This window comes from Bifidobacterium intestinale (assembly GCF_023656765.1).
Taxonomy (GTDB): domain Bacteria; phylum Actinomycetota; class Actinomycetes; order Actinomycetales; family Bifidobacteriaceae; genus Bifidobacterium; species Bifidobacterium hominis.
Genome location: NZ_JAMOKR010000002.1, coordinates 156,037 through 178,603, shown reverse-complemented (window position 1 = coordinate 178,603; position 22,567 = coordinate 156,037). Strand labels below are relative to the sequence as shown.

The window sequence follows — 22,567 nt, the reverse complement described above, 5'->3', positions numbered from 1 at the left end:
CTTTAGCGGTTTCCTTCCTTGTTAGCGACGACGACCGTGATATGGCTGGTGCGCTTGTTGATACGAGCGGCACGGCCCTGTGCACGAGCGCGGAAACGCTTGAGCGTCACGCCTTCGTCCACATAGGTCTCCTTCACGACCAGGTCGTTCTCGCGGAACGGCTCACCGGCCTTGTCGGCCTTCACGCGAGCGTTCGCGATGGCGCTCTCCAGGACCTTACGCACCGGAAGGGATGCGTCCTGCGGAGCGAACTTCAGAATGGTGATGGCTTCGGTCGCCTTCTTGCCTCGGATGAGGTCGACCATACGGCGAGCCTTGCGCGGCGTCACGCGGACGTGACGAGCGATTGCTTTAGCTTCCATGTGTCCTTACTCTCCTTTAGCGGCGTGCCTTCTTGTCGTCCTTCACATGACCCTTGAAGGTCTTGGTCGGGGCGAACTCACCGAGCTTGTGGCCAACCATGGATTCGGTGACGAACACCGGAACATGCTTGCGGCCATCGTGAACGGCGAAGGTGTGTCCGATGAAATCAGGGGTGATCATCGAACGACGGGACCACGTCTTGATGACGTTGTGCGTACCCTTCTCGTTCTGCTCGTCGACTTTCTTCTGCAGGTGGGCGTCGACGAAGGGGCCCTTCTTGATGCTACGAGTCATCTACTCGACACTCCCTTACTTACGGTTCTTACCATTCGGGCGACGACGAACAATCATCTTGTTCGAAGCCTTCTTCGGACGGCGGGTACGAACCTCGCCCTTGCCCCACGGAGAAACCGGCGGCTTGCCACCGCGGGTACGACCGCCGTGCGGGTGATCGACAGGGTTCATGGATTCACCACGGGTGATCGGGCGCTTGCCCATCCAACGTGCACGACCTGCCTTACCGAGCTGGATGTTGGCGTGATCGGAATTGCCGACCTCACCGATGGTTGCGCGGCAGCGAGCGTCCACGTTGCGGATTTCGCCGGACGGCATACGCAGCTGGGCGTAAGCGCCATCCTTGGCAACGAGCTGCACGGAAGCACCTGCGGAACGGGCGATCTTGGCGCCGCCCAGCGGGCGAAGCTCAATCGCGTGCACAACGGTACCAGTTGGGATGTTGCGCAGCGGCAAGTTGTTTCCCGGCTTGATATCAGCCTTGGCGCCGGTCTCGATGACGTCACCCTGCTTGATGCCTTCCGGAGCGATGATGTAGCGCTTCTCACCATCTGCGTAGTGCAGCAGTGCGATGCGAGCGGAACGGTTCGGGTCGTACTCGATGTGAGCGACCGTTGCCGGCACGCCGTCCTTGTCCCAACGCTTGAAGTCGATGAGACGGTACTGGCGCTTGTGACCGCCGCCACGATGGCGGGAGGTCATACGGCCGTAAGAGTTACGACCGCCAGTCTTGCTGAGTTTGCGAACCAGCGACTTCTCAGGCGTGGAACGCGTGAGCTCGGAGAAGTCCGAGACGGACGCGTTACGGCGGCCTGCAGTCGTCGGCTTATAAACGCGGATAGCCATAATCTAGTTCTTCCTTTAACTTTTCTCGGCTAGCCTTCAGTTACCGAAGATGTCGATCGTCTGGCCCTCGGCGACGGTCACGATGGCGCGCTTCTGATTGACACGCTGGCCGAAACCGTTGCGGGTGCGCTGACGCTTGCCAGCGCGGTTGAGGGTGTTGACGTTCGTCACCTTGACATTGAAGATCTCTTCGATTGCCTGCTTGATCTGAACCTTGTTCGCGTTCGGAGCCACCACGAAGGTGTACTGACCGCGATCGGACAGAGCGTAGCTCTTCTCAGAAACGACAGGCTTGAGGATGATGTCGTGTGCGGGCTTGTGAATAGCGACCATGAAAATCAGGCCTCCTTTGCAGCCGGCTCAGCCTTCGCAGCGAGGAAAGCATCGAAGCCTTCCTTGGAGAAGACCACGTACTGAGCGGTGACCACGTCGTACGTGTTGAGCTGATCGGCGAAGATCGGGTGAACGGTCGGGATGTTACGAACGGAAAGCCATTCGTTCACATTCTCGCGAGAGAGCACCACGGTGGTGAACTTGTTCTCGGTCACCGGGGTAAGAGCGGCAACAGCGGCCTTGGTGGACGGGGCTTCGGAAACACCGAAGTCCACGACTGCCAAGCGACCTGCGTTGGCGCGATCGGAAAGCACGTACTTGAGAGCAGCGGCCTTCATCTTCTTCGGGGTGCGCTGGGAGTAGTCGCGCGGCTGCGGACCGAACACGGTGCCACCGTGGTACCACTGCGGTGCACGGATGGAGCCCTGACGAGCACGACCGGTGCCCTTCTGCTTCCACGGCTTACGGCCACCGCCGGAAACCATGCCACGGGTCTTGGTGGCGTGGGTGCCCTGACGAGCAGCGGCGCGCTGGGCCACCACAACCTGGTGGATCAGCGGGATACGGGACTGGACTTCTTCGGCGGAGAAGCCGAAGATCTCAGCCGGAGCCTCGACGGTTCCGGTTGCATTGCCCTGGTTATCGGTAACGTTCAGAGTAACGTTTGCCATGATTTATCAGGCTCCCTTCACTGCCGAACGGACGAGAACGATGCTGCCCTTCGGGCCCGGGATGGCGCCCTTGATGGCGAGCACGCCGTTCTCAACATCCGACGAAACGATGGTGAGGTTCAGCGTGGTGTTGGTTACATGACCCATGCGGCCAGCCATACGCTTGCCCTTGAGGATACGGCTCGGGGTGGCGCATGCGCCAACAGAGCCAGGACGGCGCTCGTTCTTGTGAGAACCGTGGGTACGACGATAGGACTTGAAGCCCCAGCGCTTGATGGTGCCTGCGAAGCCCTTGCCCTTGGTGGTACCGGTCACGTCGACCAGGGTGCCCTCCGGGAACAGCTCAGCGGTCAGCTCCTGACCCGGCTCGAACTCTTCGGCGTTATCGGTGCGGACCTCAGCGAGGTGACGACGCGGGGTGACGCCAGCCTTGGCGAAGTGGCCGGCGAGCGGCTTAGTCACCTTGGTCGGGTCAACCTGGCCGTAGCCAAGCTGAACAGCCTTGTAGCCGTCGGACTCTTCGGACTTGACAGCGGTCACCACGTTAGTGGAGACGTCAACGAGGGTCACAGGAACGAAGAAACCGTTCTCGTCCCAGACCTGAGACATGCCGAGCTTCTTGCCCAGCAGTGCAGTGCGATTAGACATAATGGTTCCCTCCTCCCTTACAGCTTGATCTCGATGTTCACATCTGCGGGCAGATCAATGTGCATAAGGGAATCCACGGCCTTCGGGGTCGGGTCCACAATGTCGATGAGACGCTTATGAGTGCGCATCTCGAAATGCTCGCGAGAATCCTTGTACTTGTGAGGAGAACGGATAACGACAAACACGTTCTTCTCGGTCGGGAGCGGAACCGGGCCAACCACAGTTGCGCCCGCGTTCGTCACCGTTTCGACGATCTTCTTCGCCGATTGGTCGATGACCTCATGGTCATAGGACTTAAGCCTGATGCGGATTTTCTGTCCCGCCATTGCCTTCCGCCCTTTCTAGCGATTCGTTAGTTACTGTTTACCAGCCTGCTTCTCAAAGGGCACCGGCGCAGAAGACCTCCCGGAACCGTGGAAGTTCCGTGGCCATACCACATCAGTGCGCAGCCATGCAGTTTTCACTCTCGTGATCACTGTGCCACGCTCGCTTTTTTAATTCCAATTTGCGAGCCCTAAAATCAGGCAACTTCTTTATTTAAGCATCAGGGGTAGTCTTAAGAAATCCTCGCGTGTCGCGGTCAGAAGTCCTGTTGCAGACCCCGAATCGAAGTGCCGAACGTAACTGATCGCCATTCCGGTATCATTCGAAAATGCTTTTCCATATACATAGAGAAACGAGGAACCCGGTTGAACGAATCCAACCAAATTCCTCGTTATCAATGGTGTCTATCGATGTAGCGCAAGCACCTTATGTATAGGTCAATATTGGTGACCTATACATGAAACGACTCACGCGCGCTCGGAAGCTTCTTCCGTGGCAGCCTCGCCCTGGCGCTGGACGCGCAGCTTGTGTCCTTCGGCCTGGCTGACGCCGTAGTATGCGGCGATGGCGATATCCTTCATATCCTCGATCTGCGGGATACGCGGATTTGCCGGAGCGCACTGATCCTCGTAGGCACGCATGCCAATCTGGTCAAGGATGGACCAGAAGTAGTCCTCGTCCACACCGCACTCCTGGAAGCTCTTGTTCATGCCGAGCTTGTTGTCGCGGTAGTCCTCGACGGCCTTGGCCAGGTTCTCAACGCCCTCTTCCGGAGTCTTGCCCGGGTTCACACCAAGGTTCTTGGCGATTTCCTGGTAGCGTTCCGGAGCGATGTACTTATTGTACTTCGGCCAACTGGTCGGTTCCTCCGGGATGGAGCCGTTGTAGCGGATGACGTACGGCAGCAGGATGGAGTTGGTACGACCGTGGGCGACGTGGCACAGAGCACCGATGGTGTGGGCCATGCCGTGGCACATGCCGAGGAACGCGGAGCCGAATGCCATGCCGGCCATAGTGGCGGCGTTGTGCATCTTCTCCTGGGCCTTGATCTTGTCTTCACCCGGCTCGCCGTTGACGGACTCGGCGAGGTTGTCCCAGATCAGCTTGGCTGCGTGCAGCGCCATGCCATCGGTGAAATCGTTGGCATAGACGGAGACGTAAGCTTCGAAGGAGTGGGTCAGGGCGTCGAAGCCGGCATCGGATGCGAGCTTGCGCGGCTGGGTGCGTGCCAGCACCGGATCGACGATGGCGACGGACGGAGTCAGCGCGTAATCGGTGATCGGGTACTTGTAGCCGGTCTTGTGATCGGTGATCACAGCAAACGGCGTGACTTCGGAACCGGTGCCGGAGGAAGTCGGGATGCACACGAGCTTGGCCTTCTTGCCCAGCGGCGGGATCTTGAAGGCGCGCTTGCGGATGTCGAAGAACTTCTCACGCACATCGGAGAAGGAGATTTCCGGGTGCTCATACAGCAGCCACATGATCTTGGAGGCGTCCATCGGGGAACCACCGCCGACGGCGATGATGGTGTCCGGTTCGAACTCCTCACGCATCATGGTGGCGCCGCGCTCGACGGTTTCGACGCTCGGCTCCGGCTCGACGTAGTCGATGATGCGGAAGGTCACGCGGTTGGAACGTGCACGCAGCTGGTCGATGATCTTGTCGACCACGCCAAGCTGCTCCATGACCTTATCGCACACGATGACGGCCTTTTCGATGCCGTACATGTCGCGCAGGTACTTGATGGCGTTCGGCTCGAAGTAGGTCTTGGCCGGAATCTTGAACCACTGCATGTTGTTGTTCCTCCGAGCGATGCGCTTGATGTTGAGAAGGTTGACTGCCTGGACGTTGCCGGACACGGAGTTGCCGCCGTAGGAGCCGCAACCGAGGGTCAGCGACGGTGCGATGGCGTTGTAGATATCACCCACGCCGCCGAGGGAGCTCGGAGAGTTCCAGATGATGCGGCATGCGTGCATGCGCTGGCCGTATTCGCGGACCAGAGCCTGATCGTTGGTGTGGATGGCTGCGGTGTGGCCTGCGCCATGCTTGAGCATAGCCTCGCACATTTCGAAGGCCTGTTCCTTGTTGTCGGACTTCAGCACGGCCTGGACCGGAGCGAGCTTCTCCATGGTCAGCGGCTCGTTCTCGCCGACTTCCTTGCACTCGGCGGCAAGAATGGTGGCGTCTTCCGGAATCTCAAAGCCTGCGGCCTTGGCGATGTACTGCGGGGACTTGCCCGGCACCACGGAGTTGAGCTTCGGGGTCTGACCGGAGTATGCGGTGCAGCCGAACATGTACTGCTCGAGCTTGGCCTTCTCTTCGTCGTTCACGAAGTAGGCCTTGCGGCGCTTAAGTTCCTTGATCAGCGGGGCGTAGACTTCCTTGTCGGCGATGATGGCCTGCTCGGTGGCGCAGATCATGCCGTAATCGAAGTGCTTGGAGAGCACCAGATCATTGGCGGCGCGCACGATGTCGACGTTCTTGTCGACATATGCCGGAGCGTTGCCAGCGCCGACGCCGAGGGCTGGCTTGCCGGAGGAGTATGCGGCCTTGACCATGCCCGGGCCACCGGTGGCGAGGATGGTGGCGATGCCGTCATGCTTCATCAGGGCGCCGGTGGCTTCGATGGACGGGTGCTCGATCCACTGGATACAGTTCTCAGGAGCGCCTGCCTCGATGGCTGCGTCGCGCACGATCTTGGCGGCTTCGACGGAGCACTTCTGTGCGCCCGGGTGGAAGCCGAAGATGATCGGGCAGCGGGTCTTCAGTGCGATCAGCGACTTGAAGATGGCGGTGGAGGTTGGGTTGGTGACCGGGGTCACGCCGGCGACGACGCCGACCGGTTCGGCGATCTCGTCGATGCCCATGACGTCGTCTTCACGAATGATGCCGACGGTCTTCTGGCCGGCCAAATAGTTGGTGACGTGCTCGCAGGCGAAGATGTTCTTGGTGGCCTTGTCTTCCACCAGACCACGGCCGGTTTCCTCAACGGCCATCTTGGCGAGCACCAGATGCTTGTTCAGTGCTGCGACGGAAGCCTTGGCGACGATACGGTCAACCTGCTTCTGATCGAGCTTTTCGAAATCGTCAAGAGCCTTCAGGCCCTTCTTGACCAGAGCGTCGACCTCAGCCTCGGCTGCGGCGAGCTTCTCTTCCGGAGTCGGCTTGGTCGGCTCTTCCTTCTTTGCGTCTGCCACTTGAAGTCCTCCTCGATTCTTTGGGGGTTGCAAAGTAGTTTCCCGTTATTCCATCCACCTCGAAGCGGATGGACGCATTGCTGGTCTTTTGTGACCCAGGACACACTTTAGTGAGTATGCAATATGATGTTCCACTGTGTCGTGTCGCAAAAGAAATGTTATCTTCTGTTCTTTTAATGTTTAGATCGCGTTCTTTTATGAAATCAAAAAGCCTTAAAAACATCATTTTGAGCGTTTTTGTTGCTTTTTATCATGAATCACACACACTTTCTCAAGTCTCACCTCCATATCTTTTATAAAAGTATTTTCTATAAGATATCAATCATATCAAACTTTTACAAAGTCGATTTACTTATCTTGTTCGTCCAATGTATTTTTTCCGCCAGCCAGTAGGAGTTTCGCCTGTTTCTTCAAAGAAGCGACGATTGAAATTCGAAGCGTTACCATATCCGCAAGCGCGACGAATCGAAGCGACGCTTTGATTCGTGGTCGTCAGCAATCTGCATGCATGCCCAATACGCAATCGTCGAACAAAATCCGAAAACCCTATTCCTGCAGCCCTTTTGAACAGACGAGAGAAAGCCGAAACGCTCATTCCGGCCTGGCGGGCGGCCAAATCCAGGCTAATTTCACCGCTCAGATGCGATGAAATGTACTCAATGGCATCGTTGACCACACGTTCCGCACCGCTGCATACAGCCGGATCGTATCCGGACGCAACCACTGTATAGGATTCATCTGCGGGGGCATGCGCGAACACATCCAACACACGAATCAGATCGCTAACACGGCAAGCAAGACTATGTTCCTCCATGCTTTCCAGAATTGAACCGGCCTGACGAGCGGATTCACCGCTCAGCACCAACGCCTGCTCCGCACGCCTCAACACCATTGCAAAACCAGACGTTTCCGGAAATCCAGACATCAGCAGACGCATGGTTTCCGGACGCACATGGCACACCACATCACGCTGACGAAGCCGCTCCCCCGGAGCGATGTCGGACACCCAATTATGCGGAAGATTCGAACCAATCAATGCAACCTGCCCGGCCTCATACGGAACAACGGCATTGCCCGCCATCATCAATCCGGTACCTTCCCGAATCAGATGAATTTCAATATGAGGATGATGATGCCATTTCGCCAACGAGCTTGGGTAGCCATGCTTCGCCCAACGCACCGAAGCCTGCGCGTCCGGCACAATGATCTCCAATACGCCGGAATCGTTCGAACTTCCACCTTTCGGCACGAATCCACCAAAAGAGGCCTGAGCCAAAGCCGCCTTCCCATGCCGATTATCATTGGCTTGTGCAACAGCACCCATGACACAGAACCCTTTCGTCGTTCCGTAACGTGCGTAACGTCAGTCGTTATTCACGGTAATCTGCAGCTTGATGTCTCCAGGACGCCCCTCAGCCATGCGATCGAACGCCGCCTTGGCATCCTCCATCGCATAGGTGTCGGTGATGAATGGCTTCAGATTCAGTTTACCGTTAGCCACGAGGTCAATTGCCTTCTGATACACATTGGCATAACGGAAGATATTTTCGACGCGCACCTCGGTAGCCTGCAGCTCCGTAATGTCGATAGCCACCGGATTGACCGGAATGCCAACGATAACGGCAGCGCCACCAGGAGCGATCAGCTTCCAGAACGTCTCATACGATTTCGGCGAGCCCGAGCATTCGAAAGCCACATCAGCGCCCCAACCGCCCGTTTCCTCTCGGACGCGCTCCACCAGATCCTCCTTGGTGAGATCCACCGGAATAATACCTGGAATCTGGGCCGCAATCGCCAGTTTGATTGCCGACACATCGGAAATCAGCACCTTAGAAGCGCCACCCGCCAACGCACACGACGCAGTCAGCATGCCAACCGTGCCCGATCCAGTGACCACGCAGACATCGCCCGGCTTGATACGAGCCTTGGTGGCGGACCACATGCCCACAGCCAACGGTTCAAGCAGCGCACCCTCACCGAAGCTCACATTGTCGGGCAGCTTGTAGGTGAACGCCGCAGGATGGTTCACCATTTCACACAGGCATCCATCAATCGGCGGAGTGGCAAAGAAACGCACCGCAGGATCGACGTTATACATGCCCAGTTTGCTGGCACGCGAACTCATATCCGGAATACCGGGCTCCATGGCCACACGATCGCCCACCTTGAAGCCTTCGACGCCAGGACCGACCTCAACCACCGTGCCGGAAGCCTCATGACCGAGAATCATCGGCTGCTTCACCACATATTTACCCACGCGACCATGCGTGTAATAGTGCAGATCGGAACCGCACACACCAACAGTATGCGGCGCGATCTTCAGCTCGCCCAGACCAAGTGCGGGGGCGTCAGGTACCTCACGCACATTGATGACGCCCCGCTCTTCGAGAACGACTGCCTTCATGATTATTCTCCTTTGTGGATAATGGTTTTTTTGAGAAAAATGATGATGCTTGAGCAATTGATATTCAATTGCGATTAGTTACGTCCGATCGTGACAATGCGATGGCCGCGATCGTCAAATCCGGGTTGATGAGGATGAATGCCGAACGTGGCCAACGATCCGATCGCATAACAGATCGCATACGTCCAGCACACGCCGCCGAATCCGACAGTGGAAATCAGCACCGTCGCAATCAGCGGACCGAAAAACGTAGTCAGGCCGGAAGCGAGATTATGCGCGGAAATCGCAGCACCCTTATGTTCCGGTGCCAACGCGGGAAACACGGCTCCCATAGGAACGAAAGCGGAAATTCCCAATCCAAGAACAACCGCATCAGCGCACATAAGCACCATATTCGCCCCGAAAAACTGCGGAATGTAATACATGCCCAGCGTGCCGATCACACAGAACCAGCAGCCAAACCAGCGCATTTGCCTCATCCAACCATACGAATCGCCCATACGACCCCAGAACACATTGCCAAAAATGGTGACCACAAACTGGAATCCCCAAATCTGACTCCATTGCGAAACCTCAAACCAAGCTCCGCCACCATTGTTGGTAGTAGCTAAGTAGAGCGGCATGATGACGGGAAAGCCATACAACGTCAGATTGCAGATCACACGCACCACCGCAGCCAATGCAATTTGGCGATTATGCACCAGAATGGTGGCTCCTCGACTAAGCTCGCGCAGCTTGTCGGCATTGCTCATGGAAGAGGTGTCAGCACCCTTGCTTTTCGGCACCAGCAGCAGGCAAATCAGCAGTCCAGCTATAGAGAACGGCAACGAAAGCCACAGCGAGTAGTACTCCCCCACCAGCGGAATGGTGAAACTCGGCAAATATGCGCCGAATACGCCAATGCCGAACGAGTAGGCGGCCCAAAACCACCCCATAGCCGACGCGAGCTTGGCGGGATCGATGGTTTGCGCCATCAACACCACGAACGAGTAAATGAACAGCGGGTAGCCAACACCTCGCAACGCATACACGCCTAGCATCAGCGGATAGACGCCGCTCGGCAGCGCCACACCGACGAACAGCAGATGCAAAACGACCCAGGCGCTTGCGCCGATCAACATGATGCGTTTGGCACCGAACATTTCAGCCAGCACACCGGACGCCCAGCCGGCAAGCGCAGCCATCAGCCCGTACATGGTGAACATCAGTGACGATTGTGAAGAACTGAATCCCTGGTCCACGATGTATTTGGACAAAAAAGTCAATTCAAAGCCATCGCCAGTCATGAACACCGCTATGGCGACCAAGCCGGCCAATAGCGTGCGCGGCAGACCTATCTTCATAACATGTCTCTTTTCTTGGTAGAACGTCGTTGTCACCGTCTCAACTTTTTTGTTGATAAACATATTTTCGACGCAGAAAAGTGGCAGAAAATCCTTTATGCACAGCTATTTTTGATACTTTTTTGCAATACCTGATATCTCAGACCAACACGAGACATAAGGAAAGGACTTTTATGAAGTAGTCTTGAAAAAGAAGTTGCGCAGGAAGGATCAACCAGTGAAAGCCCAATCCGCCCTATCAGTCAAAGAAGCCAATCTCAAGGCCATGACCGCGTTCATCTATACCCAAGGTTCAGCCACCAAGCAGATGTTCGAACACGAATTAGGGCTCAGCCTGCCAACCATCACGCAGAATCTGCGCGCCATGGAGGCCGACGGGCTCATCGTCAAAGGCGAGATGCAGCAATCCACCGGTGGACGCAAAGCGCAAATCTACGAATTCGCGGCACACTCCAGTGTGGCTATCGGCGTGCGAATCCAAACCACACGAATCACGGCCATCGCCATTGATCTGAACGGCAAATCCGTGGCCACCAGACAGCGCACACTCCCCTATCGCAACAACGACGCCTACTACCAGCGCATGAACGGCATCATCAACGGTTTCGCGCAGGAACTGGCGAAACAAGGCAGCACGGTGCTAGGCGTGGCCTTCTGCATGCAAGGCATCGTATCGGTAGACGGGCAGTCGATCACCTTCGGCAAAATCATGAACAACACCGGCCTGAAACTCAGCGAACTCAGCCACGGCCTCAACTATCCGTCGCTGATGATTCACGATTTCGACGCTTCTGCCATGGCGGAACTTTGGTTCGACCACAATCTGAAGGATGCCGTCTGCATCTACCTCGAACGACGCCCAGGAGGCGCGGTCATCGTGGACGGATCGCTCTACCAAGGGCCAAACCAATGCAATGGCTCAATCGAACATATGACGCTGATTCCAGGCGGAAACCCTTGCTATTGCGGGCAATTGGGATGCATGGACACCTACTGCTCGCCGGAAACGCTGATGGAGGACGGCGAAAGCCTGCCCGGCTTCTTCTCGGTGTTGGAACAAGGCGAGCAGGAGCACCGCAAACGATTCTCGCAATGGCTGGATTATGTGGCGCTGGCGGTAACGAATATTCGCTCGGTATTGGCCGGCGACGTGATTATCAGCGGTGAGGCAGCACAATATCTCGACGATGACGATATGGCCGGACTACGCGAACGCGTGGTAGAACATACGCCATTCGGCACCACGGATTTCACCCTGCGCAAGGGGATGGCGCTCGACCATCAAGACATTATCGGCGCGGCATTGCGCTTTGTGGAGCCTTACGTACGCGAATTATGCGATATGTGACCGCTTTTGCGCACATATTAATCGCATTAATCGCATCGATTGCATAACAAAAGAAGCGTGTTGCCGAACCCGTATATAAGGTTCAGCGCACGCTTCTTTGTTTTCTTCCGCCTGCTTCGCTTGCTGTATTTGTTTTCAGCGATTATTTGACGGTACTCATCTAATGATAGTTATTTGACAATCTGGCAGAATTCGATGGTTTCGCCGTTCGGTCCGTACACATTGAAGTAACGAATGCCGTGCTCCCAGAAGCTGTCGATATGCTGGATTTCGTTATCTTTGAAATTCAGTCCGAGTTTCTTCGCGTTGTCGAATGCGGCTTCGATGTCGGGAGTGTCGAATGCCCAATGATTAATGGCACCAGTAGTCAGCGGAGCCGGATCACCCTCCCATGTTTCGATGGTCAGATGGCCGTAACGCAGGAATGCGCAACGGTTTTCGCCGTTATGGAACAGTCCGGCCAATTCGAAACCAAGCTTCTTCGTATAGAATTCGATGGTTTCGTCGAGATCCTTCGCCGGCATGCCGGAATGCTGCAGATCGGTAGTGAATTCAGACATTGCTTTCGTCATAAAATTACCTCCTGATAACGATGAATACGATTGTTTTCCCTTTTGTGATTAGGATATGCGCTATGCGGCGATGTCAGCGGCGCATTTACCGTCATATTGTGACACTTTTTTGCTAATTCCAGGCTGTTCAGGACGAATAAACAACGTCAGGCACCGATTTTGACGACAGCCTTGGAAGCGGTGGCGATTTTTGCCGTCGAGGAAGTCCTGCACCTGCTCGAGTTCAAGCTCACGGCTGGATCAGACCGGCACGAGCGTCGACAGCCTCGACATAGCAAGCCAACAGATAATTTCAAAGTGTTTAGAATGAGGTTATGAAGAACCCACCTTTGCACCGCTACGCAACCCGACCAGGTCTCTACTTCACCGATGACGGTGGCGCCGACGCCATCGTCCGCTCCGAAACCGCCGATCAGGTATGGTTCTGCGTTCTTGAACCCCTCGATCAACCAAGTGCCTTTTATGCCGATGCAGTCCGTCTGTTCAACGAGCCGGGACTCACCTTCATCGACCAGGCGATGAAGCAACGCGTCTGCACCAGACGCATTCCCTCGCTCAACCTGCGTGAAACGCTGTTTCGCATGGACGGCCCCAATTATGGCTTGTGGTACGTGCATATCCCCCACGCATGGGATGGCATGCAATACGGCTACCGCGTCAACGGCCCTTGGGACCCTGACCGCGGCGTGAGCTTCAACCCCTACAAGCTGCTGCTCGACCCCTATGCCAAAGGCATCGAAGGATCAATAGACCTCAACCCCGGAGCATTCTCCTACAAATGCGAAATCGCGAACGGCAAAGTCAAAGGATCACCATTCGGACCGATGAGCACCATCGATTCCGTAGGCCATGTTCCCGTTTCCGTAGCCATAGACGACCGCGCTGCCAACAAGCATGATGGCGAACCGTCGCATCCGCATGTGCCATGGAGCAAAACCGTGATTTACGAGCTGCATGTCAAAGGCTTCACCGCCAATGCGCCATGGCTGCCCAAAGAACTTCGCGGCACCTATGCAGGATTGGCGCATCCGGCGACGCTTTCCTACCTGCAGGATCTAGGAGTCACCTCCATCGAACTGCTGCCGATCCAAGCCAAACAGTCCGAACTCTTCCTGCAGGAACGTGGACGCGTAAACTATTGGGGTTATTCGACGCTTGGCTATTTCGCACCGGAAGCCTCATATGCCACCAAACGCTCGCAGGAGGCCGGCGCCGCCGCCGTACGCCAGGAAGTCATTGACATGGTGCGCGCATTGCACGAGGCCGGTTTCGAAGTGATTATGGACGTGGTCTACAACCACACCTGCGAATCCGGACCGGAAGGACCGACCGTATGTTGGCGTGGACTTGACAATCTGTCGTACTATCGACGCACCAAAGACAAGATGAGTCGCCTGTACGATACCACCGGCTGCGGCAATACGCTTGATTTCACCAACACGCACGTCACCACGTTCGCCGTGGATTCGTTGCGCTATTGGGCCAAACGCATTGGCATCGACGGATTCCGATTCGATCTCGCGGCGACGCTTGCACGTCTCGACGGTGAATTCACCCGCTACCATCCATTCCTGTACGCTTTGCGCTCCGACATGCTGCTCGGCAATCTCAAAATGATCATGGAACCATGGGATTGCGGCCCGAACGGCTGGCGTACCGGCGAATTCGGCATTCCTTTCGCGGAATGGAACGACCGTTTCCGCGATTGCACACGCAAATTCTGGCTGACCGACGTGAATCGCGCGCGCGGCGGCGAACACGGCGAAATGACCATGCAAGACATGGCCACACGGCTATGTGGATCCTCCGACCTGTTCGCCACCGACCCCGGCCGCGGTTCGACCGCCTCCGTGAACTATGTGGCCTGCCACGACGGCTTCACCACCGCCGACCTGACCATGTACAAGAGCAAACACAACGAGGCCAACGGCGAAAACAACCACGACGGAACAAACGACAACCATTCCGTCAATTTCGGCCACGAGGGCCCCAGCAGCAACCCAATCATCGTACGGCAGCGCCAGCGCGCCATCATGAACCTGCTGGGCACGCTCCTACTGTCGTTGGGCACGCCAATGCTGCTCGCCGGCGACGAATTCGGCAATTCGCAAAACGGCAACAACAACGCCTACACGCAAGACAACGACACTACATGGCTTGATTGGGATTGGCTGTACAGCACCGAGCAAACGCCGGAATTGAAGCAATTCAATCTAATGTCACGCTTGATCACATTGCGGAAATCCCTCGATTTGTACAATCATGAGGATTTCTTCACTCGCCTGAGCGAAATCGGTTTACTGAAGAAATCCGATCGCGTGCATTGGTATCTTCCGGACGGGCAGATGCCGAACGATTCGGATTGGACGAATCCTTCCGTACGCTCGTTCGCCATGCAGCTGCTCTCCCCCGACGAGCCGACCCTGCTAATTCTGATCAATGGATCTGACGAAGTTACGCGTTTCCATCTTCCGAAAGGCATTGAATGGGAGATGGTCTGGTCCTCGGCTGAGATTGTTGGAGAATATCCCGGTTTGGGAACGTCCATCGAACGGGTGTCGGAATTCGACGAGGAGTCGGAAAACAAGCCGGCAGGCAGATTGCGCAATCATCTGCACCGCATCAATATGATGTACTGGCAGACGCAAGACGATGAAGCAAATCTGCAATCCGCCGACGATGGATTGTCGGAAGACGATCCGACATTGTGGACGCTTCCGGCGTTGAGTATCAGTGCGATGAAGCAGATGCCGACCGCTTGATTCCATCAAGAGCTGCTTGAATCGCTCAAATACCAAGAAACCCCTCGGAAAACGAATTTCCGAGGGGTTTCGTATAAGCCGTAAAGCTTTAGCGCTTCGAGAACTGCGGAGCGCGACGTGCCTTGTGCAGACCGGCCTTCTTGCGTTCCACGACGCGAGCGTCGCGGGTCAGGAAGCCAGCCTTCTTCAGGGCTGCGCGGTTCGCATCACGATCAATGGCGTTCAAAGCGCGGGCAACGCCCAGGCGGATTGCGCCAGCCTGGCCGGTGGTGCCGCCACCGTCAACGAGGACGATAGCGTCGAACTTGCCTTCGAGCTTGAGAAGCACGATCGGGGAGTTGACCTCACGCTGCAGCAGCTTAGCCGGGAAGTACTCTTCCAGAGTGCGACCGTTGATGGTCCACTTGCCAGTGCCCGGAACCAGACGAACACGAGCGACGGCTTCCTTGCGACGACCGGTGCCGTAGCCCGGAGCGATAGCGGAAGTACCGGTGCCAGCGCCAGCGTTGGTTTCGGTGGTGTACGAGGTGAGCTCCTCTTCGGTCTCGAGAACCGCGGAGTCGTTGGTGTTTTCAGCCATGTTTCTTATCTCCCTTCGGTTCACTTAGCCTGCTGCGAGACCTGAGCGATCTCGAAAACCTGCGGCTTCTGGCCAGCGTACGGATGCTCGGTGCCACAGATGATGTGGAGGCGATCCAGCTGGACCTTGGCCAGACGATTCTTCGGCAGCATGCCCTTGATAGCGGACTTGATGATGCGCTCAGGGTTAGTCTTGAGCAGCTTGCCGTAGCTATCGCGACGCAGGCCACCCGGACGACCGGAGTGCATGTACAGTTCCTTGCCCAACTTGTTGCCGGTCAGAGCGATCTTATCGGCGTTGAGAATGATCACGTGGTTGCCGGAATCGGCGTGCGGAGCGTAGGTCGGCTTGTTCTTGCCACGCAGCAGGATGGCTGCCTGGGAAGCGAGACGGCCGAGCACCACGTCGGTGGCGTCGATAACGTACCAGTCGTGAGTCAGATCAGCTGGCTTCGGAGTGAAAGTTTTCACGATGTACCTTTTCTATATATTGTGTTCCGGACCTTCCATCAACATCAATGCGTTGGTTAAGCGCGGAATGATGCCGTTTTCAGGTCTCATTATCCGTGGGCTCCCTGAAAGTCCTCGATGGCGAGTGGGAAAAGCGCTTTGAAGGACCCCGTAGGGAAACACAACAATCTACTAGTATATCGCCAGCCTTGACATTTGCGACACATCGCATAGCAAAATCAGCGCAAAATACCCCTTTTTGCACAGCAGCGAAAAACCGGCGATACACAAACGGACGTTCCGTTTCATATCGCCGGTTTTATATATCTAAAAGCTGCTGCCAAATGCGATCAGCCGCGCATAATCGCCGCGATCTCCTGCAGTCGAGCATTGCCGAACAACTCTTCCAGCGGCACGACATTGCCATCTCCGTCAGCCAGGGGAATACGCCAATTCGGATACTCGTTGCTGGTTCCCGGCTGGTTCTGCGTGCGCTTTTCACCGACCGCATCGACGATGGATGCTGCCATCAGCTTGCATGGCGATCCCTTAAGACCGCGGTACAGGGCGTCGACGATTTCGTTTTCGTTGGCAAGCTCGTCTTCCAGCACGTCAGCGTCAAGATAGCCTTCCTTGACAAGCATGTTCAGCATGGCGTTATGCTCGGCTTCCGCGGACTTCTTGAATTCCTCGACCGGACCGGACAACAATCCCAACTGCTCGCGCAGCTTGACATGCCCATACTCCAAGTAGCCTGCCGCCGGAGGCAAATCGTGCGTGTTGACGGAAGCCAGCGCATACGGACGCCAATCCTTCGGCGCACGGAACACGCCGTCGAACTGTTCGAACCATTCCACTGCGCAACCGAGAATGCCGTGCGCGGACAGCGACTTGGACACATAAGCCGGAACCACGCCAAGATCCTCGCCCACGACCACGCCACCGGCGCGAGACGCTTCCAGCGCGAGAATGCCGAGCATGATGTCCGAATCGTAATGCACGTAGGTACCGTCCATGGCCTTCTTGCCTTCCGGAATCCACCACAAGCGGAACAAGCCGAGAATATGGTCGATACGCACCGCGCCCGCATTGGAGAACATGCCATGCACCATGTCTCGGTACACCTTGTAACCGGTCTGATCAAGGGCGATCGGGTTCAGCGGCGGCTGACTCCAATCCTGACCCTGCTGGTTGAACATGTCTGGCGGGGCGCCGACCGTGGCACCCTTGGCGAAACGTTCAGGATTCCACCACACGTCGGAACCGGCCGGGTGCACGCCCACCGCCATGTCGGCAATGATGCCGATCTTCATGCCTGCGTCACGAGCCGCCTGCTGGGCCGCATGCAGCTGCTCGGTGGCGACCCATTCGAGCCAACGGTAGAATTCGAGCGTGTCAGGATACTGCGCGCGAAGCTGCGCGACCTCTTCGGAATCACGATTGTATTTACGCACCCAATCGTCGTCACTGCCATTGGAGGCGCCCCACTTGTCGTAGCACAGGCACCACGTGGCATAGGATTCGATCTCATCGCCCACTTCGGCGAGATACCGGTCGAACTCAGCTTGACGCTGTACAGAAAGACCTGCTTTGTAGATGATCCACAACGCCTGCATCTTGGTGCGCCACATCGTTTCACGGTCCAAAACCTGCGCATCGCCGTTGAGGGGCTCGACCTGCTCGTGCAGCGCGTCGACCTTCGCCTTGTCTTCCGGCGAAAGCGCGGCATATTCCGGCATGGATTCCGGACGAATATAGCTGAAGTTGATGAAACGGCGCGAAATCGGCAGATACGGAGACGGCTCGATCGGCGGCACCGGCTCGGCGGCATGCAGCGGGTTGATCAGCATGAAGTCGGCACCGGTCTTCTTCTTGGATTCGACGAGCAGGGCCTTCAGATCCTCATAATCGCCGATTCCCCAAGAACCGCTGGAACGGATGGAATAGAGCTGGCTCATCCAGCCCCACAGGGAGCCTTCCTTCATCTCGTCGAGCAGTTCGATCTTCTCCGGAGCACTGATAACGGTTGCAGACTCCGTCTTGCCGCCCACGGTGACCTCAAGGGTGTGATATCCCTCGGGAAGGTCTTCCGGAAGCACCAGGTACGATGTGCACACAAATCCGCCATCGACCTCGACCGCGGCACCGTTGCCGCCCTCATGCTCGATTTTGCCGGCATACGTCTCGCCATCTTCCAACGTGATGGAAGCTTCGGGAACGTCAAGCGCGCCGCCATGAACCTCTATCTTGCTTTTCTTACCGACAATGTGCAACACGGTCGGAGGAATGATTCGGATGTTACGTTCACGCTGAATGGCGGCGATGGACTGTTCAATTGCATCATCGTTGGAAGCGTCGATTCCAAGCGCCTTGAGCACCGCCACAAGAACATCGTCTTCGATTTCGTGGTAATCACGGCTCATACCGACATAACTGGTAGCGACACCCACCAACTTTGCCAGACGAATGAGCGGACGGGCTAGACGCGTTGCATTTTCGGTCTGTTCTGTCATAAGCAACAGTCTATGCCCCAATCACACACACCACGCGCAAGAATCTCACAACATGACAACGTATGCAACTAATTTTCCGAAAGACGCTTTTCAGCAGCCCTTTTCACTTCTCCCGACGCATCCTGCGCAAGTTTTTCCAGCATCTGATCGGATGCATTCGGGTTCAACGCAACGGCCCTGCGCACCATGGAAGCGAGCACCGCCGGAGCATTCGGCTCGATCTCGGTTCCCAAGGATCCCAAAAAATCAAGGGTTCGCGAATCCATATCCGGATCCTGCGCGCCTTCGAGCCTCATCTTCCAAGATGTCCGCTTGTTGCGCAACGCGACATCGCGCACTTCGAGGGACTCATCCTTGGTGAGACGCCCCACTAGCCAATTCTTATCATTGGCATTGCCGGCAACGGCTTTGCGCACCTCAGTGGATTCGTCGGTGGACAGTTTAACGAGAATATTCGGAAACGGCATGGTTTCCGCAAGGAAAACACGATCTTCCAACGGCGTATGTGCATTGCCTGCGACAGCCTCCAGCAGTGCCGTGGCGCGCGAGAACGCAGCCTGTTCGGAACGGTCAGGCAATGGCCGGCGCGCGAATTCACTCAGTTCAGCGGCATCCGTGGAATGCCGCAAACGCTCGTAGGTCGCGGTCAGAGGCTCGAAATCCAAAGGAATCTTCTGGTCTTGCGATTGTGCGGATTCGTTCTCGGCATTGCCGTCTTGCTTGATTTCAGCATCGGTCATAGTTTCCACCTTACGCCATTGCCTTCCGGGATTCACATTTTCACCGGACGATTGGAAGTTCCCGTTTTTTGCGGAGTCACGGTTGCATTGAACGTTTCAACCACACGCGATTCGAATTGCTGCGATTGCTCCTGCGGCACGACAACCGCCAATACGATGCGATCGGTATACTGCGCGTCCGCCTGCTCACCCTGCACCGAGGCGAGAAGATTCTGAAAACTGCCCAATTGTGAGTAGTCGAGCGTTACCTGATATTCGCTACACGGCACGATTTTCGCTTTGGTCGCCGCTTTGACGGCAATGGACGCGCCCGTGGAATATGCACGGATCAGGCCACCGGAACCCAATAGGATCCCACCGAAATACCGGGTGACGGCAACCGCGCAATCCGTCATCTCGTTGGCGCGCAGCACGTCGAGAATCGGCTTGCCGGCCGTACCCGACGGCTCGCCGTCATCGCTCATACGTTCGGCCAAACGACCGTCGGAACCGCCGCACACCGCAGCATAGGCAACATGACGGGCTTTCGGATGCTGATCGCGAATCATCTGCACAAACGCGATCGCCTCATCCAAGGAATCGATATGACAGGCGTCGCCAATGAATTCCGATTTCTTCTCGACGAACGCATCATGTGCGGGCTGATCGGCGGAATCGAGTATGGTCTGCATGTCTTTCAACCTACCTAATCACGCCGACCGTCCGTACGTTTTTCTTATACCGCTTCGTACGATCGCTCACACGACGACGTTGAAATCCTCGCCCTTAAAGTAAGCAGCGACCGATTGGACCACCTGTTCGGTGATGCCCACATATGCGCCGTCGGTACGCCAGGCGGTGTGTGGGGTGAGAATGATGCCTGGAATCGAGCACAGCGGATCGTCGACAGCGAGCGGCTCATGGTCAAACACGTCAAGTGCCGCAGGAATGTCGCCGCGCTGGAGTCTGGAGAGCAACGCGCCCGGCTCGATGATTTCCGCGCGAGCCGTGTTGATGAACATGGTTTCCGGTTTCAAGGCTTCAAGGTTTTGTGCGGTGACGATGCCTTTTGTGGAGTCCAACAACGGCAGGTGGATGGACACCACGTCAGATCCGGCAATCAGTTCGTTCATGTCGTCAACCGGAGTGACGTTCAGATCGGTGAACACCCGCTCGGGAACGTGGGAGTTCCATGCGGACACGTTCATACCGAACGCTCCGGCGATACGCGCCACGGTTTGGCCGATACCTCCAAGGCCGATGATGCCAAGCTTCTTACCGTACAGTTCGTAGCCGTCGGCACCACCCCAGTTGCCTTCTTTGACTTGCCTGTCGAGCTTGCCGACCTGCCTGGCGAGTTCCATGAGCAGTGCGATGGTGTGTTCGGCTACGGCATGGTCGCCGTAGTGCACCACGTTGCATACGCGGATGCCACGTTCCTTTGCTTTGTCTAGATTGATGTAGCTGGCCACGCCGGTGCCGCCGAAAGCGTAGCATTTGGCGTTCAGACGGTCGAGGATTGAGTCGGTGCAGTGGAATCCGACCACCATGATGGCGTCGGCTTCGGCGCAACGCGCGACGATGGTGTCTTCATCGAGCGTGAAATCCCTGTACATGCGTACGCGGGCAATGTCTTTGAACAGCTCGAAGTGCTTTTCGAACGGTTCGATCATCGATTCGATGATGACAGGCATAACCACCAGCGGCAGATCGGTGCGTTCCGGCTGGGTTTCGTAGATTTCATCCATGTCTTTCACCTCACACTGTACGTTCAAGCGGTTCTTCCACGTTTTCAACCAACGGTACGAGGCATATTGTGCCACGGAAAACTATTCACCAGATGAACTTGCCCGCTCTGCGGTTATATTCCATTCCTTGACCACGTTTTGGTCGGCGCCCATGGAGTAGAGCACGTCCCAGATGCGTTGGCGCACATTCGCGTCTTGCGTTTCATCCCAACAGGTGCCGTCCGGATGGTCGCTTGCCAGCGAACACCATTGGTATTTGCCTTGCGTCTCATTGGCGCTGGGCACCCAGTCGATACGGTTGACGCGCCACGAGCCCGCCACACCTTTTTTGCCTGCGAATTGAATACGCGCGGTCACACCCTGGTTGTTTACGATGGTGTCTGCCGTATTGGCCGATTCGGTTACGGCATTGCCCAAACCGTAGATGATCCAAGTGCCGTTATAGTTCTCGATCGGCTGCGCGCAATGGCAACCGGCACCATAGATCACATCAAATGCACCCGTATCAGCTAGCTCGTGCGCTTCCTCCTGCTGCCAGGAATCGGCGTAATCCAAGTATTCCTGCACGGAATGCATGGCCATGGCCACCACGTCGGCGCCTTGTTCCCGAGCGGCCTTCGCCTTGGCCACGGCCTTGTCGATATCGGCCTGATGGTTCGGATCTCCGGATTCGCGAAGGCGATCCACACGCCAGTCGTAGTCAGGCGTCTGCGCGTTCAACGACACGGTTCCCGCAATCAGACCAAGCTTGCCGCCACCGGTAGGCGAATCGATGACCAACGGCTTATACGAATCCTCTTCGGTTTTATAGGAGCCGGTCTGGGCGATGCCATCCTGATCAAGTGTGTCCCACAAGCGCGCGATGCCGTCAGCACCTTGGTCCCAGGAATGATTCGACGCATGCGTGCAGGCGCGATACCCCACGTTTTTCGCGGCGTCGGCCACTTCCGGAGGAATATTGAAAATCGGATAGGCGGAATATGGACCGCCACGTTGTGCGATAGGTGTTTCGAACTCACATACGGCGATGTCGGAAGCTTCGATATACTTGCGCATCGGCTCGAACAGACCGGTGAAATCGAATGCGGTGCCGTCGGCGGCCGCGGTGTTGGCGCTGGCATACTGGTTCCACAATCCCTCATGGAACAGCAGATCTCCGTTGACAAGCATGGCGATGCAGTCGGTGTCGGGGCAATCCGGAGAATTGCCATGATGCTCCGCAGGCTCAGTCGCTTGCTTCTTTTCAACCGTTTTCGGCTGGCTTACCGCCGTCTCCGGCTTCACGGCAGCATCGTTCTGCTTCGGTTGAAGACTATGTACCAACAGCCAAGTTCCCGCCACAAGCACGACGGCAAGCACCGCCAATGCCGCAAACACAAGTTTGCGACGGCCGGCCGCAAGCACTTCCGGATTGGTCGCGTGTACCGCCTCTTTCCTGTATTTCATGGCACCC

The 22,567-nt window shown here is 56.4% G+C and carries 21 protein-coding genes; 2 read left to right on the top strand and 19 right to left on the bottom strand.

The annotated features are described in order from the left end of the window. Positions 1–2 precede the first annotated feature (2 nt). The 11 genes from rplV to NBH13_RS03495 all read right to left on the bottom strand — a co-directional run bounded on the left by rplV (position 3) and on the right by NBH13_RS03495 (position 10,423). Positions 3–362 carry a 50S ribosomal protein L22 gene (gene rplV, locus NBH13_RS03545; RefSeq protein WP_003808026.1) on the bottom strand — a complete coding sequence of 120 codons (360 nt, stop codon included), beginning with the start codon at positions 360–362 and terminating at the stop codon, positions 3–5. Positions 363–378: 16 nt separating this feature from the next. Further along, positions 379–657, bottom strand: a complete 279-nt coding sequence (gene rpsS / locus NBH13_RS03540; RefSeq protein WP_003808025.1) for a 30S ribosomal protein S19 — start codon at positions 655–657, stop codon at positions 379–381. Positions 658–672: 15 nt separating this feature from the next. Then, the gene (gene rplB / locus NBH13_RS03535; RefSeq protein ID WP_099570962.1) at positions 673–1,503 is read right to left on the bottom strand and encodes a 50S ribosomal protein L2; all 831 of its coding nucleotides are present in this window, start codon (positions 1,501–1,503) and stop codon (positions 673–675) included. A 36-nt stretch (positions 1,504–1,539) separates the two neighbouring features. After that, complete coding sequence (gene rplW / locus NBH13_RS03530; RefSeq protein ID WP_003808021.1) at positions 1,540–1,836, bottom strand: 50S ribosomal protein L23; 297 nt, start codon at positions 1,834–1,836, stop codon at positions 1,540–1,542. 5 nt (positions 1,837–1,841) lie between these two features. After that, positions 1,842–2,507: a 50S ribosomal protein L4 gene (gene rplD, locus NBH13_RS03525; protein ID WP_099594829.1), complete on the bottom strand. Its 666-nt coding sequence runs from the start codon at positions 2,505–2,507 to the stop codon at positions 1,842–1,844. Between the two features lie 6 nt (positions 2,508–2,513). Beyond that, positions 2,514–3,155: a 50S ribosomal protein L3 gene (rplC, locus tag NBH13_RS03520; RefSeq protein ID WP_003836003.1), complete on the bottom strand. Its 642-nt coding sequence runs from the start codon at positions 3,153–3,155 to the stop codon at positions 2,514–2,516. Positions 3,156–3,172: 17 nt separating this feature from the next. After that, complete coding sequence (gene rpsJ / locus NBH13_RS03515) at positions 3,173–3,481, bottom strand: 30S ribosomal protein S10 (RefSeq protein WP_003808013.1); 309 nt, start codon at positions 3,479–3,481, stop codon at positions 3,173–3,175. A 465-nt stretch (positions 3,482–3,946) separates the two neighbouring features. Then, entirely contained in the window at positions 3,947–6,676 is a 2,730-nt protein-coding gene (adhE, locus tag NBH13_RS03510) for a bifunctional acetaldehyde-CoA/alcohol dehydrogenase (RefSeq protein WP_099570964.1), read from the bottom strand. A 352-nt stretch (positions 6,677–7,028) separates the two neighbouring features. Continuing rightward, a complete protein-coding gene (locus tag NBH13_RS03505) occupies positions 7,029–8,000 on the bottom strand; it encodes a helix-turn-helix domain-containing protein (RefSeq protein WP_250778985.1) in 972 nt (323 codons plus the stop codon). 39 nt (positions 8,001–8,039) lie between these two features. After that, on the bottom strand, positions 8,040–9,080 hold the full coding sequence (locus NBH13_RS03500) for an NAD(P)-dependent alcohol dehydrogenase (RefSeq protein ID WP_250778983.1): 1,041 nt from the start codon (positions 9,078–9,080) through the stop codon (positions 8,040–8,042). Between the two features lie 74 nt (positions 9,081–9,154). Further along, the gene (locus NBH13_RS03495) at positions 9,155–10,423 is read right to left on the bottom strand and encodes an MFS transporter (RefSeq protein WP_250778981.1); all 1,269 of its coding nucleotides are present in this window, start codon (positions 10,421–10,423) and stop codon (positions 9,155–9,157) included. 217 nt (positions 10,424–10,640) lie between these two features. On the opposite strand from NBH13_RS03495, the gene NBH13_RS03490 reads away from it, so the two are divergent. Beyond that, on the top strand, positions 10,641–11,771 hold the full coding sequence (locus NBH13_RS03490; protein WP_236824288.1) for an ROK family transcriptional regulator: 1,131 nt from the start codon (positions 10,641–10,643) through the stop codon (positions 11,769–11,771). Between the two features lie 170 nt (positions 11,772–11,941). Here the strand turns inward: NBH13_RS03490 and NBH13_RS03485 are convergent, their stop codons facing one another. Beyond that, entirely contained in the window at positions 11,942–12,343 is a 402-nt protein-coding gene (locus tag NBH13_RS03485; RefSeq protein WP_065435493.1) for a VOC family protein, read from the bottom strand. 314 nt (positions 12,344–12,657) lie between these two features. On the opposite strand from NBH13_RS03485, the gene glgX reads away from it, so the two are divergent. Next, positions 12,658–15,105, top strand: coding sequence for a glycogen debranching protein GlgX (gene glgX / locus NBH13_RS03480; protein ID WP_099570969.1), 2,448 nt, complete (start codon positions 12,658–12,660; stop codon positions 15,103–15,105). 88 nt (positions 15,106–15,193) lie between these two features. On the opposite strand, the gene rpsI is transcribed toward glgX, so the two are convergent. From rpsI to NBH13_RS03445, 7 genes are all read right to left on the bottom strand, one after another. Continuing rightward, positions 15,194–15,685, bottom strand: a complete 492-nt coding sequence (rpsI, locus tag NBH13_RS03475) for a 30S ribosomal protein S9 (RefSeq protein WP_099570970.1) — start codon at positions 15,683–15,685, stop codon at positions 15,194–15,196. Positions 15,686–15,705: 20 nt separating this feature from the next. Continuing rightward, positions 15,706–16,155 (bottom strand): 50S ribosomal protein L13, encoded by a 450-nt coding sequence (gene rplM / locus NBH13_RS03470; protein WP_003836021.1) that lies wholly within the window; start codon positions 16,153–16,155, stop codon positions 15,706–15,708. 329 nt (positions 16,156–16,484) lie between these two features. Continuing rightward, positions 16,485–18,647, bottom strand: a complete 2,163-nt coding sequence (gene malQ / locus NBH13_RS03465; RefSeq protein WP_250778979.1) for a 4-alpha-glucanotransferase — start codon at positions 18,645–18,647, stop codon at positions 16,485–16,487. A 68-nt stretch (positions 18,648–18,715) separates the two neighbouring features. After that, positions 18,716–19,387 carry an AbrB family transcriptional regulator gene (locus tag NBH13_RS03460; protein WP_144165118.1) on the bottom strand — a complete coding sequence of 224 codons (672 nt, stop codon included), beginning with the start codon at positions 19,385–19,387 and terminating at the stop codon, positions 18,716–18,718. A gap of 32 nt (positions 19,388–19,419) precedes the next feature. Continuing rightward, positions 19,420–20,058 (bottom strand): YigZ family protein, encoded by a 639-nt coding sequence (locus NBH13_RS03455; protein WP_099571169.1) that lies wholly within the window; start codon positions 20,056–20,058, stop codon positions 19,420–19,422. A gap of 66 nt (positions 20,059–20,124) precedes the next feature. Next, the gene (locus NBH13_RS03450) at positions 20,125–21,114 is read right to left on the bottom strand and encodes a D-2-hydroxyacid dehydrogenase family protein (protein ID WP_144170913.1); all 990 of its coding nucleotides are present in this window, start codon (positions 21,112–21,114) and stop codon (positions 20,125–20,127) included. An 81-nt stretch (positions 21,115–21,195) separates the two neighbouring features. After that, positions 21,196–22,560 (bottom strand): CapA family protein, encoded by a 1,365-nt coding sequence (locus NBH13_RS03445; protein WP_250778977.1) that lies wholly within the window; start codon positions 22,558–22,560, stop codon positions 21,196–21,198. Positions 22,561–22,567 lie beyond the last annotated feature (7 nt).

Excerpts from the sequence above, each read along its gene's own strand:
- NBH13_RS03485 (WP_065435493.1), bottom strand. The coding sequence starts at position 12,343 with ATGACGAAAGCAATGTCTGAATTCACTACCGATCTGCAGCATTCCGGC.
- NBH13_RS03495 (WP_250778981.1), bottom strand. The coding sequence starts at position 10,423 with ATGAAGATAGGTCTGCCGCGCACGCTATTGGCCGGCTTGGTCGCCATA.
- rpsI (WP_099570970.1), bottom strand. The coding sequence starts at position 15,685 with ATGGCTGAAAACACCAACGACTCCGCGGTTCTCGAGACCGAAGAGGAG.
- rplV (WP_003808026.1), bottom strand. The coding sequence starts at position 362 with ATGGAAGCTAAAGCAATCGCTCGTCACGTCCGCGTGACGCCGCGCAAG.
- rpsJ (WP_003808013.1), bottom strand. The coding sequence starts at position 3,481 with ATGGCGGGACAGAAAATCCGCATCAGGCTTAAGTCCTATGACCATGAG.
- NBH13_RS03450 (WP_144170913.1), bottom strand. The coding sequence starts at position 21,114 with ATGGATGAAATCTACGAAACCCAGCCGGAACGCACCGATCTGCCGCTG.
- rplD (WP_099594829.1), bottom strand. The coding sequence starts at position 2,507 with ATGGCAAACGTTACTCTGAACGTTACCGATAACCAGGGCAATGCAACC.
- rplC (WP_003836003.1), bottom strand. The coding sequence starts at position 3,155 with ATGTCTAATCGCACTGCACTGCTGGGCAAGAAGCTCGGCATGTCTCAG.
- NBH13_RS03455 (WP_099571169.1), bottom strand. The coding sequence starts at position 20,058 with ATGCAGACCATACTCGATTCCGCCGATCAGCCCGCACATGATGCGTTC.
- glgX (WP_099570969.1), top strand. The coding sequence starts at position 12,658 with ATGAAGAACCCACCTTTGCACCGCTACGCAACCCGACCAGGTCTCTAC.
- rplB (WP_099570962.1), bottom strand. The coding sequence starts at position 1,503 with ATGGCTATCCGCGTTTATAAGCCGACGACTGCAGGCCGCCGTAACGCG.
- rpsS (WP_003808025.1), bottom strand. The coding sequence starts at position 657 with ATGACTCGTAGCATCAAGAAGGGCCCCTTCGTCGACGCCCACCTGCAG.
- rplW (WP_003808021.1), bottom strand. The coding sequence starts at position 1,836 with ATGGTCGCTATTCACAAGCCCGCACACGACATCATCCTCAAGCCTGTC.
- malQ (WP_250778979.1), bottom strand. The coding sequence starts at position 18,647 with ATGACAGAACAGACCGAAAATGCAACGCGTCTAGCCCGTCCGCTCATT.
- NBH13_RS03505 (WP_250778985.1), bottom strand. The coding sequence starts at position 8,000 with ATGGGTGCTGTTGCACAAGCCAATGATAATCGGCATGGGAAGGCGGCT.
- NBH13_RS03460 (WP_144165118.1), bottom strand. The coding sequence starts at position 19,387 with ATGACCGATGCTGAAATCAAGCAAGACGGCAATGCCGAGAACGAATCC.
- NBH13_RS03445 (WP_250778977.1), bottom strand. The coding sequence starts at position 22,560 with ATGAAATACAGGAAAGAGGCGGTACACGCGACCAATCCGGAAGTGCTT.
- NBH13_RS03500 (WP_250778983.1), bottom strand. The coding sequence starts at position 9,080 with ATGAAGGCAGTCGTTCTCGAAGAGCGGGGCGTCATCAATGTGCGTGAG.